Annotated in this window: 1 protein-coding gene; it reads right to left on the bottom strand. The window is 46.0% G+C overall.

Going from position 1 to position 18,223, the window contains the following annotated elements; all coding sequences use genetic code 11:
* Positions 1 to 34: 34 nt before the first annotated feature.
* A complete protein-coding gene (locus JC606_RS04715) occupies positions 35 to 17,587 on the bottom strand; it encodes a retention module-containing protein (protein ID WP_198778118.1) in 17,553 nt (5,850 codons plus the stop codon).
* Between the last annotated feature and the right edge of the window lie 636 nt (positions 17,588 to 18,223).

Genomic DNA, 18,223 nt, shown 5'->3' with positions numbered 1-18,223 from the left:
CCGCTCTTACCATCGGGCCTATCAGAGCGGAAAACTACCCATGAGTAATCACATTCTGCTGCACAAGTGCATCCAGGATATCTGAAGGCATGGTGCCGCTTAACGTCAACTGAGGCGCGAGGTCTTCAACTACAATCACTTGCTCTGTTGTACCTAAGCCATCAGGGTTGATGGTTAACTCAACATCATTCCCTTCTAACTTAGCATCAACATGCTGAAGCAATGTCGCCATATTCACATTCGCGTCTTTCAGTTCAGGTAATACCTCACGTAGATCAATCTGGTCACCCTCGGCTAAGTTGAAGTCAGTGATCGTATCTTCGACACCATCCTCAATGTTCAGCCAAACAAACGAGTCCATACCATCACCACCGGTCAAGATATCCGAACCGCCGCCACCAATGAGCGTATCGTTGCCATCACCGCCGATAAGGGTGTCATCACCTGCTCCGCCTTCAAGTCGGTCATTACCTGAGCCCGCCGTTAGATCTGTTGCATTAGCCCCAGCCAGCAACTGAACATCATCGGTCTCACCAGCCAAATTAATATCGACCGCATTCGACACAATGTTCACATTTAGGTCGATTGCCGCCGATGTGGCTGTATCGTTGTTATCTAACTCTTCAGAAACCGCCTCAACTTTAAGTGTGTAGCTACCTGGAGTTTGAGAAAGCCCAACCACTTGCAAACTTTCAATTGCATCAGCGGTCGCCATCCATACCCCACCACCGAGATCCGTTACGGAGCCAACGTCACTGGTGATTTGAGCGCCCTCAGGCACATCACTGATGTGCAGTGTTAGCTCTTCAGTAACGTCTGTTAGAGCTGCGATAATGCCAACCAAAGGAACACCACTATTACTCACCGACTGGCTCGCAGTGATGTTTCTTACGTAGTTAGACGCCGGATCAATCGTTAGGCTTGGCGCGTTCGCGACAGGCGTCACCGCAATGTTGTAAACAACAGGTGCAGTTTCAATGGCGATACCAGAAGGATTACCACTGTCTTTGGCAGTGACCTCTAAGCCGATGCTGTTGGTTGGAGCCAAGCTCGCATCAAGGTAAACTCCATTCGGACTGGTCGGTGTGTCAATCAAGGCATTCAGATCGCTCAGCGTCCCTACTAACGTCACCGAACCACTATTGTCACCATTAACGGTCACACTAGTACCAGCAGGTAGTGATACTGAAAGCGTTCCATAATCAACGGTCAGCGTTACTGTCATCAAGTCATTAGCAAAACTATCGACATAATCAGGGTCACTAACATTAATACCACTAAGCAGTTGTCCTGCGTCTTCATCAATCAACGTAGTGACACTGTCACCATTAACAACAGGAGTATCGTTCAAACCTTGTACCACGGCAGTGATTTCAGCGGTATCGGTTAGGAAGTCATTAACGCCATTCGTTGTCCCGTCATCCTCTACGGTATAAGTAAACTTAACATCACCGTTATATTCATCGGCTGCGGTAAACACCCAATATGGGCCCGTAATCGTAGCATCATCAGCACCACCCACGTTTTCGAAGCGTTGCAGTGTGCCCTGGCCTTGATCGAGCACCAAACTGGTCACAGCAATGGCATCATTGTCTGGGTCCGTGGTCGCCGCTATCAAGTCCTCTTCTTTGATGATCAATAGACCTTCTTCAAGCATGGTGCCTAGGTCAATATCCGCCGCGACAGGCTGATCATTCACTTCGGTGACTTCAAGGCTAATTTCAGCACTGTCAGTTAGGAAGTCATCCACGCCATTGGTTGTACCATCATCGATAATGGAGTAATTGAATTTAACATCGCCGTTGAAATCATTGTCTGCGATAAATAGCCAGAATGGACCGGTAATCGCTGCGTTATCAGCGCCACCAGCATTTTCAAAACGCGTTAACTGACCTTGTCCCTGAGTCAGGGTGACACCTGTTACCGTGAGGTTGTGGTTTTCAGGGTCAGAGCTTGCTGCAATCAAATCACCTTCAACAATGACTATCTGGCCATCTTCAGCAATCGAGCCTAAATCAACGTCTGTCGCGATAGGCGCGTCGTTTACTTCCATCACCTTAATCGTGAAAGTCGTCTGGTTAGTCTGTGCAGTGTTCGAATCCGCTGGGTCAATAAGACCATTGTTACCGCCGTCATCGAGTGTTGCATTGATTGTCACCACCCCACTCTGGTTGAGGTAGTTCTGGTCTGGATCCGGCTTGAAGGTCACCGCACCATTGGTCAATGCCGTATTAATGTCAGCTTCTTTACCCGTGATGACCAGCGAACCGTCAGGTTGCAAGACAAATGTTACATCTGGAGAGCTTGTAAACTCAAAGACGCCCTGTGCTCCTGGCAGTGTTTGGTCAATCTCCAACGTCAGCGTATACGGTGCATCTGGGTTGTCAAAACTTGCGTCTACGTCGTAGATGCTGAAGTTATTAATCGCCACACCAGCTGAGTCTTCTTGCGTTTCAATGTTGGTAACGTTGACGAACGTTGGTTGATCGTTGATAGGATCAATCACTAAATCAACATCGAAGCTGGTTGGAGTACCCAGGTATTCAGTGTTGTCTGCATCTGTATCCACAGAACGAACCGTGATTTGCAGTGGACCTGTAATACCCAACGCATTACCTGTTTCGCTATTGTGTTGACCAGAATTAAATACGATCTTATCAAGCGACTGAGCAGGCACATCCAGCGTCCAAATCTGTGTCACCGGATCGTAACTAGCCAAAGTCGTGCCGTCTGGATAGTAGATAGAGGCATCTTGAGGTACACCAGCCACCTCTACACGAAGTGTCTCTGGCGCATTTTCAGTATACGTGCCGCTGCCTGTTGCAGACAGCTCTTTATCTAAAATAGTCGCGTTGATTTCGATATCAATGTTTTGGCCTTCATTGCCAGTAACAGAGTCCGTTGGGTTGGTATCAACATCATCACCCACTGGCACCACATGCAGCTTAAAACTTGGCAGATTCGATGCTGCAGTTGGCACGCCTAACAAGGATTCTTGAGTAAAGACAGCAACGCCAAATTCCGCCGTACCACTAAAGTTTTTAGGCGGTAAGATCGAAATCTCACTCAAATCAAATGACAACCCTGATGCTTGAGGAAGCTGAACACTCCACTCACCACCACCATTATTCTTCACTGTATATGCGGAACCCGGATCTGCACTCATTAAGAAGCCATCTGGCACACCAGTGAACTTAATCGAAACGAACTGCTCTGAGCCGTCTAGGTCAGTGAGCGCAATGGAGACAGGTCCTGTTCCCGATAGAGAAATAGCTTGATCTTCATTGCCCGTAATCTCAATGACATCAGGATCACTACCGGGCCCTGTTACAAGCACATCATCAACCACAGGGACAACTTCAAAGCTAACACTGGTATTGAACGTATCAGTATCGGTTGCCGTTCCGGCTGGAGACGAGGCGTCATTGTAGGTAGCAGTATCGGTTATTGTTCCGCTGACATTCACTTGTACTTGGTTGATGTCGTTACCCGTTGGGTAATTCGGAGCAGGACGGAACAATACATTGTCCAAAGCACCGGCATTAATTTCCGCTTCATTGAAGGTCACGGACGTGCCAAGCGATACACCCGCACTTGTGTAAAACGCACCGACGCTTGTGTCATCCAAAGTCAGCGTAATAGATGTGAATTTTTCGTCACCACCCTCAACCCCACTGACTTGGTCAGTAATGGTCGTGCTGAAATCAAGCTGAATGTAAGTATCTTCGTAACCCACCGGATCTTGTCCCGGTTGACCATCAGTATCAACAGGATTAAACGAGTCATCGAGCGAACCAACAACCGTTACATCAATGTCCGGGTTACCTTCAACGTCAGGAGCGACTTTAATCACGACATCGGTCACCAAGGTTTTCTCATCACCAGACAGTGTATCTTTGGTGACTATTGTGATTGGTAACCTAAAGTCGCCAGAATAGTCAGCAGGCAGATTAAGTAGCAGGCCAGAGAAATCCGTTGGAACACCCTGATCGACCGTTGTTTCAAATACATACTTCCCGTTTACGAAGTCAACATCACTGCCTCCCCCTAAACTGATTGGGAAAGTTATTCCTGGGGGAATGGTCACAGAGTCATCAATAGTGATAGTTACTTGGTCTGTTGAAGCGTCTTCACCGGAGAATGTGATCAGACTATTTAGTGCCGTTCCCAAGTCTAACTGTGTGTCTTCTACAGCATCGACAACGCTATCTGGTGTCATCGTAATATCTGCAGCCACCTCGCTCCCGCCAACAAGCACTTCTGGAAATGACAAATTCACTTCACCTTCCCTTTGAACCGCAACTGATGACTCAGTTTCAGTGCCATCACCTCGGTCAATCACGGTACTATAGATGGTCATCTTGATGTCATTGAAAACGCCTGGAACTCCAGAAACTGGCGGAAACGTAAGGCCGTTTGGTGCACTAATACTAAACAGGTCTTCATTGGTTACCACCCAACGACCATTACCTTCATAAGCGGCACCCATTACAAGCAGCTGATTGAGGACAGCATCTGATAGCGCTGAGTCGTCCACATTAGTCAGTTGAATCACTAGCTGGTCAACCTCTTCGATAGCAGACGAAGCATCAGTTTCTTGGTATCGAATAACAAACTCACCCGTAACCGATGTATTATCACTGTTGGTTGTGAATTTGAGAACACCCGTTATAGCATCCGCGACCACTGTACCCAAGTCTGTAAGACCTGCGACCTCATCTACAACCAGCTTGTTGTTAGCATCTTCAGGCTCAACCACAGGTCGCACACGAACATCAATCGAACCTGTGATTGTCGCTGTTGCAATACCCTGACCTGGGTCAGTTACGTCAACATATTCATGATCGCGTTCTTCAATCATGACAACCGTATTCAGCGTAAAATCGGTGCTCGAGTCTTGTTCCGGTATTATCTGAATAAAATTATTGTTCAGTGCTATCTGAGTGAACGCTTCTGGAGTCTGCCCAGCCTTAGGTGTGATGGTTAGCGTTCCGGCCACGGCATCGTAGTTCCAAATCACATCACCGTTTACAACCACACTGGCAACACCACTTGGAATGCCACTGATGACGATTGAAGTGAAGTGCTCATCATCGTCAATGTAATCAGTGCCCTCTGGGTGCCAATCAATGTTGATCGCCGTATCTTCGTCCCCACGAGTTACCGTATTGTAGGTTGCTGAGGTATCAATCCTAGGCTCTACAAGTATACGAATTTCCTTATCAAAAGAGAGTGTATGGCCATCATTCTCAGTCACGACCACTTTACCCAAAATACTAATGTTCTCCGTAGATGAGTCAACTGGCCTTATACGGATACCTGAAGTTACCCCAGCTTCCGTTATATTGGCTTCGTAAATAGGTTTAGATAAATCCGGACTTCCATTTGGACTAGTTGCATAACCGACAAAATTTAGATCAATCGTTGCTCCATCACCATCTTCAAGAACGACCCCCTCAGGAATGCCTGAAAGAATAACCGTTACAGACTCTGAGCCATCGTCAGGTAACGGTGTAGTGCCGCTATCTGGTCTTCTCTCACCTGACAATACGGTGAAATCAAGCTCAGCGAAGCTGTCACCATTTTGACTCTCTTGAATCGTAGTTTGGACACCGAATATCGAACTATCAGTAATTTCCGTCCATGCAGTACCGTTTGTACCACCGTAAGGGCTGTCCGCTACCCCTTTAACCTCAACGTTTACCGTTTTAGTTCCTAATATTTCTTCATCGACCTGAGGCCCAGAAGAAAGGTTCGCGGTATCTTTGACAACACCAGTAACCTCAAACGTAAAGTCGACATTGCTGTGTTTAGCCGGAACGATCTCTACATTGGCTAAGTCGGAATACGCCACTTCCTGATAATCGACACCGTTGATGGTGATTGTGGGAACCAGAGTAGTGGTTCCAAGGAAATAAAGCACCGCACCTTCGGTTATATTGCTGATTCGAACAAACAACTCTTCGGAGCCATCAGTGTCCACCGAGCCATTCATGGTGATCACTTCATCCAAGGTGAAGGCATCTTTGTTCGCCAGAGGACCGAGGTAGTCTGGATCATCAATATTGTCTTCATTAATACGAATTCGGTTAACGCTGAACGAGCCAGGGTCCGCATCGGCAGTCACATCAATGATAATGTTTTGCTCTACAGAGCGAGCCGTTGTCTTATCATTTGCCCCGCCGTTAGCCGAATCATCGTATGGGTTGAGCGTCTCCTCAGTAATTGCGGTTGCTTTGAACTCAATTTGTCCAGAGAAGTTGTCGATTGGATTAACCACGGTGCTATTGATATCTGCGGCAGCAATCGTGTAGACACCATTGACTGGCGTTAACACATTGCCATTTTGATCCAACAGCTCAAACTTCCCATCACCTTGAACTGCTTCTAGCTCATAGGTAATCGTCTCAGTATTACTGTTATCTTGCGACTCTGCATTCAGTTGAAGTGTCACATTGTCTTCATCTTCATTCACTTGATATTGATACGTACTATTCGCATCATCCCAAGTAGCAATATCCGCTACCGCTTCAATCTCAATTCTGAAATTTGAATTTACTGTATGGTCAAGCGTGCCGTTGTTATCAATTTCAAGCTCGTAGTTGATTCGCACACCATTGTCATTTGAACCGTAGTTTTGGTCTGGAACAAAGAACAAGTTATCGATTGTCGCGATGATGTCTAATGGCTGGTTCGTGCTTGGAGCAAAGCTCTGCTGCATTTGAGGCGGACCAAACAAGATATCACCGTTTGGTTCAGCGACTAACTTGTGATATTCCACGCCATCAAAGTAATAGAACGTCCCTCTGTGATTACCACTTTGAATCGTCAGTTGGCCGATAGACTCGTTATTATCTTGGTCCTTCAGGTTAACCTGCAGCGCAATTTGTGCTGGAGCATCAGGCAAGCCGCTTTGGTTATCTTGAATATTCTCGAGGCTTGGAGCATCACCCGTTGCGTAAGGGATTGTCGAGTCTCTCCCCGCCTCCTCAAACGTAGTTACCTTAAGCGATACTGCTGATGACTCTTCATCGGTGATCGTGATGTTCAAAGGCATTGATGAAGTATCCAAATCACCGTCTGTCGCAATCACATTGATCGAGAAGTCGATGGTGTCTCCATCATGATCGAGATAGTTTGTCGCTCTGAACTCCACTTCACCATTTGAATTAATACGTAATCTACCAAGCTCACGAGTATCGATACCGCCACTACCATCATCGGTTTGTTCATACACTCGTACTTGCTGGACACCACTGTTTAAGTCAAAGCTGCTACTGTATGGCCCATTATTTCCTGTTCGGAACACGATGTCTGCGCCATTGCTGGTAATACCCTCTATGCGAGTCAGCGCTGCATCATCCGCACCCACATCCGTCGCATTGGCAAACATGTTAACTTTGGAGTTGCCATAACCTTGGCCCTCAATTCGCGTGATCGATTGAGTAGTCACCAATGGCACATCATCGGTTACCGTAATAGTCAGATCGATCGCGTTCGATTTGTCTTGGTCAAAATCTTCAGCCACGACAGAGAAATCAAGCTCGATGGTGTTTTCATTCGCGCCATCAGGGTGCTTAAGCGGTTTCAACAGCTCAAATTGATAACTGTTGTTTGAGGTATCGAAAATGATTTCAAACACAGGTTGATTGCTGGTTACCGTCTGAGCAACATAAGTGAAGGTTGTGCCATTTTGTGAAACAGGCAGCCACTCTAGGCTTTCGCCATCAGAGGTTAAGCCTGCGATAACTAAGTTTTCATCGACCAGTTCATACTTAACAACGCCATCAGCACCTTGGTCGACTGTAAATAGACCATTGATAATGGTGTCTTCAGATTGATCCGAGCCAATCCCAGCAAGATCATCTTCATCAACCACCGTCTCACCCGTTGGCGCACTCATTACGGGCACGTCATCGAGTACTTCGATTGGCAATACATACTGATTAGAATCGTCACCATCGCCATCAACGGCCACCACATCAAATGGAATCGTCAAGGTATTGGAATTCGGGCTTGTTGGGTGGTTTAGTGGACCTAGCAACGTAAACGTATAAGAGCCGTCATTCGCGAGCGCGAGCGTGAAGATAGGAGTCCCGCTTGTCGTAGTACCTTGATAGGTCGTTGTGTTCGCAGCCCCAGTGACTTCTGTAATAGAAATCGCTTCAGTTCCAGAGGTCAATGTCGCTTCAAGAGCAGAGATATTACGCAGTTCGTAAACCTCAACTTGGTCAGCACCTTCTGTGGTAACAAATGCACCTGTTGCTTGAGAAACCACGGATCCAAGATCATCTTCATCAACCACAAATGTACTGGTCACTGTCGTATCGTTAATGACAGGTACATCATCGGTGACAGTAACGGTCAAAGGTTTCATCACAGAATCGGTATTGTCTTGGTCGACCGCGATCACTGGCAGGGTGAATACTTGATCGTTATTGCCTTGTACAGGCAGGTGGTCGAGCTCTTCCAATAAAGTGAACGTGTATTCGCCAAGCACCACAGTACTAAAAGTGATGGTAAAGATATCCGTTTGAACACCCCCACTTTCAACGAAACCACTATAGGTTCCGCTGTTGGCTGGATCTTCTTTAAGCTGAACCACTAAGCCATCCGATTTCAATTCACCAGACGTGTTGAACTGAGTGGTATCAATACGGAAATGACTCACATCATCACTGCCTGCTGTGAAAGTAATGGTTTCAGTTTGGCTCACAGGTAAGCTCGGAGATGAGCCATCCACGAGGTTCGCTTCTTCCAATGCCACCGTTGGAACCGTATCAATTACCGGTGGAGCACCATCTGAAATCGTCAGTGTCACTGTCGAAGTAACAATATCACCGTCTTTATCTTCTGATGTGAAGGTAATCGTCTTAACGATGTCGCCACCAGAATGATTCAGATTTCGATTAGGCTCAAAGCGCACATCGCCTTCAAGCGTGATAAACAACGAACCTTCTGTAAATACGAACTCTTGCTCACCAGTATTGGTTTGCACTAGAGATTCTTCAGGCTGACTACCATAAGTAAATTTGGTTATGGTGGCGCCATCAGCACTTTGTGCAGGCATCACATCAAATGTCGTTGTGGTAGGCGTGCCCGTGCTTGGCTCAGTGATGCTAAGAGCACCAGATTGCATCAACTGAACGTCATCACTGATGGTAACAGAAAGCGGTTTAGACGGTGAAATATCGCCATCGGTATCTTGCGCATATACCGACAAGTCAAAGCTGAGGTCGTTGTTTCCTAATCCGTCAACATGGTCCAAACGCTCTAACAAAGTAAACGTGTATTCACTCGGGTTAGTGTTATCAAATTCTAAGGTGAAGATAACTTTCTCAGCGCCCGAGCCATCCGTTGTGAATGCTATGTAATCACCTGAACCAGCAGGCTCTTCACGCAAGCTCAATTCAAGACCATCAGACTTCAATACACCACTGGTATTAAACAGCCCTACTTCGACGACAATCTTCTCGATGTCATCACTGCTCGCGAGTGAAGTAATGGTTTGAGTCACGCTGACTGGGCTGCCACTCGGTGTTGAACCATCAGCCAGTAAGCTTTCAGACAAGCTAACACTCGGCACGACATTTAACGTTGGTCCATCACCATCAACGATAGTGAGTGTGACCGTTGAAGAGGAAATATCCTTATCAAAATCAGATGAAGTAAACTCAATCAGCTTAACAATGTCGCCCGCTGAGTGGTCAAGATTACGATTTGGTTCAAACCTTACATCGCCATCCAAAGTGACAAACAGCGAACCTTCAGTGAAAACAAATTCCTGCTCACCGCTGATGTTTTGATTTAAGGTAATCGCAGACCCACCGTCATAAGTGAACTGTGTAATGGTCGCCCCATCAGCACTTTGCGTAGGTAAAACATCAACCGTCGAGGTAGTTGGTGTGCCAGTATTTGGCTCTGTGATGGTTAACGTGCCACCTTGCATCTGTTGAAGGTCATCTTGAATGGTGACAACAACATCACGCTTAACTGAGTCATCACCATCAGTATCAACCGCATAAACAGGTAAGTTGAAGTTAAGGTTGTTATTAAGTGCACCATCAAGGTGGTCGAGTGCCTCAATCAGCGTGAAGGTGAACTGACCTTTGTTAACACTATCAAAATCAATGGTGAATACATTAGTTACGTTACCAGCCCCGTCATCAGTAAAGCCGATGTAGTCGCCAGGTGAAGCAGGATCTTCTTTTAGCTGAACAACAAGACCGTTTGATTTCAGCACATCACCTGGGTTGAATTCGTTGGTCGCGATTCTGAAGTGGCTTAAGTCATCGCTGCCCACAGTGTAGGTAATGGTTTGTGTTGAACTCACCGCAGAACCACTCGGCGTTGAGCCATCTGCTAGGTTCACTTCCGATAAGTTCACGCTAGGAACAACATCGATGACCGGATCAATCCCATCTTGGATCGTCAATGTGACATCCGCGGTATCAGTATCGTTATCAAAGTCGCTGGTCGTTACCACAATCGTTCTAACAATATCACCCGCTGAATGATCCAGATTTCGATTTGACTCAAAACGAACTTCGCCTTCAATCGTGATGTACAGTAAACCATCGGTTACGGTAAACACCTGCTCTGTCGTTACATTCGGATCCAAGGTGACAGCAGTACCACCATCGTAAATAAATTGGGTGACCTTTGCACCATCAGCACTTTGAGTCGGCATAACATCAATGGTTGGCGTAGTTGGTGTGCCCGCCACGAGATCAGCCAGTGAAGGCTCAACAATATTCAATGACCCGTCTTGTACACCTTGTACATCATCGGTAATAGTCACTGTCATTGGTGACATCGCAGACTCATCACCATCGGTATCCACCGCTATCACAGGTACATCGAAGTTTAAGGTGTTGTTCTGCAAGCCATCCGCATGATCCAACGCTTCAAGCAACGTAAACGTGTATTGCCCTAAATTGGTGGTTGAGAAGCTGATCGTGAAAACGTTGGTTTCTACGTTAGCACCGTCTTTCACAAAGCCAATGTAGTTACCAGAGTTCGCTGGCTGCTCTTTAATCTCAACCTCTAAGCCATTCGACTTCAAAGTCCCCGAAGTATTGAACTGAGCAGGGTCAATTCTGAAATAACTAACATCATCACTGCCTTCGGTATAGGTAATCACTTGAGTCATCGATACTGGATTGCCCGTTGGCGCAGAGCCATCAGCCAGATCGACTTCAGAAAGACTCACGCCAGGGATGACGTTGATGATTGGTAGATCGCCATCGGTAATAGTTAGCGTGACTGTCGAAGTCACCACATCACTATCAGAGTCACTTGAACTGACGACTATCGACTTAACGATGTCCCCGCCCGAGTGATTAAGATCGCGGTTTGGTTCAAAGCGTACATCGCCTTGCAGCGTGATATAAAGTGAGCCTTCAGCAACCACAAACTTTTGCTCACCCGCATCAATCTGGTCAAGCGTAAACACTGTGCCATCGTAATTGATTTGGGTAATAGTTGTGCCATCACCCCCTTCTTGATCAAGAACATTGACGGTCGTTGTTGTCGGCGTACCCGCGGCTAAGTCAGCCACTGTTGGCTCTTCAATGCTGAGAGCACCATCCACCATGACTTGAATATCATCGGTAATCGTTACAGCCAGAGGCGACATCAGAGAGTCATCGCCATCACTATCGACCGCGTACACAGGCAAGTTGAACGTTAAGTCGTTATTCCCTTGAATCGGTGTATGGTCAATCGCTTCTAAAAGCGTAAAGGTGTATTCACCTAAAGTCGTACTGCTAAATGCAAGTGTGAAGACTGTGGTTTCTACATTTGAAATATCCGTAGTGAAGCCGATGTAGTTACCCGAGCCAGCAGGCTCTTCTCGAATCTCAATCACTAAGCCATCAGACTTCAGAGTACCGCCAGTATTAAACTCACTCGGCTCTAAGCGAAATTTTACAACATCATCACTTTGGTTAGTAAAAGTGATGGTTTCTGTTTGGCTAACCGCACTACCACTTGGTGATGAGCCATCAGCCAGATCCGCTTCTTCAAGAGCAACACTCGGCACCGCATCGATAGTCGGGTTATCGCCATCGGTTATGGTCAAAGTAACGGTTGCAGTGACCGGATCGTTATCAAAGTCATTGGATGTCACGATTATCGACTTAACAATGTCTTCGCTCGCGGAATGGTCTAAGTTACGGTTGGGCTCAAAGCGCATCTCACCTTGAAGGGTGATGTACAACTCACCTTCTGTGAAACTGAATTGCTGTTCGCCTGCGATACTCTGATCCAACGTTTTAACGATGCCACCAAAAGAAAACTCAGTAACCGTCGCACCATCAGCACTTTGGTTTGGCATTACATCAATGGTATTAGTTGTTACCGTGCCATCAGCCAGATTTGGCTCAACGATATCTAGCGTGCCATCTTGCATGATTTGGATATCATCACCGATGGTTACATTCAGTTGAGACACTAAAGAATCATCGCCATCGCTGTCTACCGCATAAACTGGAAGATCAAAGCTCAGATCATTGTTCGCTAGGCCATCTGCATGGTCTAACGCTTCCAATAAAGTAAAGGTGTATTCACCGAGAGTCGTGGTCGAGAAGCTAACCGTGAATACTGGGATTTCAGTATTTGAGCCATCAGTAATAAAGCCGATATAAGTACCCGGATTCGCTGAATCTTCTTTTATCTCGACCGCAAAACCATTCGATTTCAGTGCACCACCAACATTGAACTCGGTAGGTTCAATACAGAAATGGGTCACATCATCACTTTGATTAGTAAAAGTGATCGTCTCAGTTTGACTTACAGCACCGCCACTTGGTGCTGAGCCATCAGCAAGGTTGGTTTCAGAAAGAGTAACGCTTGGCACCGTATTAATGGTCGGGATATCACCATCGGTAATCGTCAGGATGACTGTCGAGGTCACGGTGTCCTTATCGAAATCGCTTGAGGTGACCTCGATCTGTTTCACGATATCTCCACCAGTATGGTCGAGATTACGGTTCGGCTCGAAGCGAACATCACCTTGGATAGTGATATACAGTGAACCTTCAGCAACTACGAACTTCTGCTCGCCAGTATTATTCTGGTCAAGCGTTAATACAACCCCGCCATCATAAGTAAATTGCGTGATGGTCGCGCCGTCTGCCCCTTCTTGATCAAATACATTAACGGTAGTTGTCGTGGGCGTGCCCGCAGCCAAATCGGCAACTGTTGGCTCGACAATATTTAGAGATCCATCTTGCATGATTTGAACATCATCACCGATGGTCACATTCAACTGTGACACCAATGAATCATCGCCGTCGGTGTCTACCGCATAAACAGGAAGATCAAAGCTAAGATCGTTGTTCGCTAAACCATCCACATGGTCTAACGCTTCTAATAATGTGAAAGTGTATTGGCCGAGGGTAGTACTAGAGAAACTGATCGTGAACACGTTGGTTTCGACGTTCGACCCATCAGTCACAAAACCGATGTAACCACCTGGTGTGCTTGGGTCTGCTTTTAGCTCAACCACCAGCCCATTTGATTTGAGCGCTCCACCTACATTGAATTCTGTCGGTTCAATACGGAAACTCGCGACATCATCACTTTGATTAGTGAAGGTAATCGTCTCTGTTTGACTTACTGCAGAACCGCTTGGCGTAGAACCATCACTCAAATTAGTTTCAGATAAAGTAACACTCGGTACATTATCGATCGTAGGAATATCACCATCAGTAATAGTCAACGTGATTGTAGAAGTAACAACATCACTATCTGAGTCGGTTGAAGTCACTACTATCGACTTAACGATGTCTCCACTTGTGTGGTCGAGGTTACGATTTGGTTCAAAGCGCACATCACCTTGCAGCGTGACATAAAGCGAACCTTCAGCAACCACAAACTTCTGCTCTCCCGTATTGTTCTGGTCAAGCGTAAACACCGTGCCGTTGTCATAATTGATTTGGGTGATGGTCGTGCCGTCAGCCCCTTCTTGATCAAGAACATTCACAGTCGTAGTTGTCGGCGCACCCGCAGCTAAATCAGCGACAGTCGGCTCTTCAATCGTAAACGCGCCATCTACCATGACTTGGATATCATCGGTAATCGTCACAGCAAGTGGCGACATGAGAGAATCATCGCCATCACTATCGACAGCGTACACAGGCAAGTTGAATGTTAGGTCGTTATTACCTTGAATTGGTGTGTGATCAATCGCTTCTATAAGCGTGAAGGTGTATTCACCTAAAGTCGTGCTGCTGAATGCAAGTGTGAAGACAGTAGTCTCGACATTTGAAGTGTCTGTGGTGAAGCCTATGTAGTTACCCGAACCCGCAGGCTCTTCTCGAATCTCAATCACCAAGCCATCAGACTTAAGAGTACCGCCAATGTTAAACTCACTCGGCTCCAAACGGAACTTTTCAACATCATCACTTTGGTTGGTAAAAGTGATGGTTTCTGTTTGGCTAAACGCACTACCACTTGGTGATGAGCCATCAGCGAGATCTGCTTCTTTCAGTGATACGCTCGGTATCGCATCGATAGTTGGGTTATCACCGTCGGTGATAGTCAGAGTAACCGTTGATGTTACTGGGTCTTTATCGAAATCACTTGAGGTAACCTCTATCAACTTCACGATGTCTTCACTCAAGGAGTGGTCTAGGTTGCGGTTTGGTTCAAATCGCACCTCACCTTGCAGCGTGATAAATAACTCACCCTCTGTGAAGCTGAATTGCTGCTCACCCGTGTCATTTTGGTCAAGCGTTCGAAGTTGACCGTCATAGGTGAACTGAGTAATCGTCGCGCCATCAGCACTTTGGTTTGGCATCACATCAATAGTGTTGGTGGTCACCGTACCGTCAGCAAGATTAGGCTCGACGATATCTAATGTGCCATCTTGCATGATTTGAACATCATCACCGATAATCACATTCAGTTGAGACACAACAGAATCATCGCCATCGTTGTCTACCGCATATACTGGAAGATCAAAGTTCAGATCATTGTTCGCTAGGCCATCCACATGGTCTAGCGCTTCAAGTAAAGTAAAGGTGTATTCACCTAACGTAGAAGCAGAGAAGCCAATGGTGAACACAGGGATTTCAGAGCCCGAACCGTTAGTAATAAAACCGATATAAGTACCCGGATTAGAAGAATCTTCTTTTATCTCGACTGCAAGCCCTTGGGACGTCAGTGCCCCACCGACATTGAACTCAGTAGGCTCAATGCGGAAATTCGCCACATCATCACTACCAGCAGTAAAGGTGATCGTATCGGTTGCGCTTACTGCACTTCCACTTGGTGAAGAGCCATCAGCAAGATTGGTTTCAGATAAAGTAACAGGTGGAATCAGATTGATTGCCGGGTTTTGACCATCGGTAATACTTAACTCAAGCGTTGATGTATCAGTGTCGCCATCACCGTCTTCGGCTAAAAATGAAAACTGTTTGATGATAGTTTCGCTACTTGAATGATCGATATCACGAGCAACTTCAAAACTGAAATCACCGTTTAACGAGATAGTGACCACACCCTCTGTAAAACTGAAGGTTTGAGTCGCATCAGGTAGTAAGCTTTGATCTAATGAATAATCAACGCCGTCGTAGTTGAATGATTGAATAGTCGAACCATCCGCACCTTCGAAATTAAACAGGTTATATGAGACAACGGTATCGCCCGCCAAAGTCGGCTCAATGACCGACTCAACTTTATCAACAATATCAACGACATCATCTTTAACATTGATGAGAATTTCAGCGGCTTCTGGTGTGTTCGAACCGCCAGATAGTGCTGAACGGTCTCCATCCGCGTCAACGGCATAAATAGGCAGAGCAAAGGTTAACTGTGCATCTTCAGCGCCTTGATGTAACAGTTCTTCATAGAGGTTAAATTCATAGCTACCCAAGGATGGGCTATCAATTTTCACATCAAAGACCGTAATTCTAGAGCCATTGACTTCAACATAGCCTTCGTAAGTTCTTACACCGTTAGTTTCATCAATAAGCTCAAGCAATACGGCTTCGCCATTAGACGTTAAAGAACCACCAGTATTAAACTCCGTAGGTTCAAGCTCGTAATGATCGATGATGTCGCTTTCAAAAATATCGGCAGTGATGCTTCCGCTACCCGCTACGGGCGCGGTTCCCTCTTGAGATCCACCAACAATACCAGCTTCATCAACATCAATACTGTCAACATTGGTCACAACCGGGCTATCGCCATCAGTAATCTCAATGTTAATGGTATTAGTTACAACATCTTGGTCAAAGTCCGTAACCGTGATCGGCAGCGAAAAAGAGAGTGAGTCAGTGCCGATCTGTTCGATCGGATTAAACTGCTCAAATTTATAAGTGCCATCGGTATCAAGTGAGATAGTGAGGACCACCTCGCCACGACCTTGGATTGCCAGAGTGATCGTCGTGCCATCATCAGAAAGTCTGGCCAGCGTGTTCTGATTATCACTGAGTACGCCATCAAACTGTTCTAATGCACTTGCATCGAAGACTGCTGATTGAAGGTTATCACTACCAATATTTGAAAACGTGCCTTCAATTGCAGCACTGCTTGTTTCAACGTTACTGATATTCACACTTTCAGCAGACGGATCTACCCCGTCAAAGACGGTCACTTGCGCATTGATCGGTGTGACAAGCTCATTACCTGCGGTGTCTTGACCTTGTATGTCGAAGGCGATGTTGATTTGGTCGCCCGTAAAGGAAACCTGACCGCCACCAATTGACGGGACATGATCTATCGGTTGGGAAACAGTTGTGGTCAGCGATAATTCAACGTCATTTCCGACACTTACGGCATCAATATCGATGCGCAGTACCTCATCTGTGCCTTGAACACCGATAATCGAATTGGAGGCTGAGTCATACGTAAAGCTAACCGGCTGGCCACTAGAGGTAATGTCGCTGTTGAGTTCACTAAGGAGCGAAGCGAGAGAGAGTGTTTCTGGAGCAAACGAATCTGGGTCAAGCGCTAAACTACCCGCAACAACGGTATCTGTAACTGTCACCGATTGAGGGTAAGTATTGCCGGAAATGGAACCTTCAGTCAGTGTTTCAGCGATGGATTGACCACCGAGTGAGCGCGTTAGAGAGTTGGGGGTTTCTCTCTCTTCTACCCTAAAGTCCTTTTCAAGACCAAACGTCTCAAAAACTGTTTCAGGCCGAGTCTCCGTTCGCAATGCCACTATCTTTACGAAACCCCAATTAACCGAACCACCAGCGCTACCAGAGCCAGGGGCCTCAAGTATTTGAGTTGGATCGGCACCACCTAAAATGGCTTCTTGAATAGCCGCAAGATCGTCATCAGTGAATGAATCATCAGCAGCTTGCGCCAAATCGATATTCACCTCTCCGGCGATCGGTGCATCTGCCCAAGCCAAATCTTGATCGACACACCCAACACAATTGCCCTCAACCTCAACAGGGCCGCTAGGCAAACCTATTAGGAGTTCAGCATCATGCGCGGTAATAACAATCTCATTTTCACGGATGATATCGCCAACCGAAACTTTTCTGGCACTGCCTTCAGGCTTAACTACAACCACATCTCCACTGGTAGCTTCAACTACCACAGTCTGACGCGAAACTTCGATATCCATATATCCCCCGATGTCACAAGTCGCTGCTTAAGAGCGGTGAACATTGTTTGTAAAAGCAATCTCAGATTTTCATTAACTTATATCTCACTCTTCGGAACACATTCAAACGGTTCATCGAAGAGGTACAAAAAGAGAATAAAATTCACCTGTTTTTTTATAATTTACTTACCTTTAAGCCTAGTCTTCCGCATAAAAAATGCCATATCTGCGTGAGTAGACCTCTTCATGCAAATTTGTCTATTTTCCAAGAGTTTCCAGAACATGAGTTAAAAGTTAGTAGGGTGCTGATTTATATGTAAATAAACTCACAGATATACACACCTCTCAATTTCATAAATTTATACCGCAATAAAGTTAACAAATCATTAGCGAAAATAAGGCATTAATTGAAGTGAGCTATGTATCAACAACTAAACTGCAACTATTCCCATCTTTGAGACAACACGCAGGCTATCGCCTCTAGGAAACCACAAAAACACAATAAAATAAGTTGCATAATAGATATTTAGCAGAAGATTACCCAACCTATACCGCAAGCGTTGTCACCTTTGCGATAGCTTAGTCAATCAAGCTGCTGTAAAAACAAAAAAGCCCACCAAGTAAAACCTGGTAGGCTTTTAAATCAGATAGCAACGC

The sequence above is a fragment of the Vibrio sp. IB15 genome, assembly GCF_016406055.1.
GTDB classification, from domain to species: Bacteria; Pseudomonadota; Gammaproteobacteria; order Enterobacterales; family Vibrionaceae; genus Vibrio; species Vibrio chagasii.
This window is presented reverse-complemented; position numbering and strand designations above follow the sequence as displayed.

Coding starts and splice junctions, on each gene's coding strand:
- JC606_RS04715 (WP_198778118.1), bottom strand. CDS start 17,587: ATGGATATCGAAGTTTCGCGTCAGACTGTGGTAGTTGAAGCTACCAGT.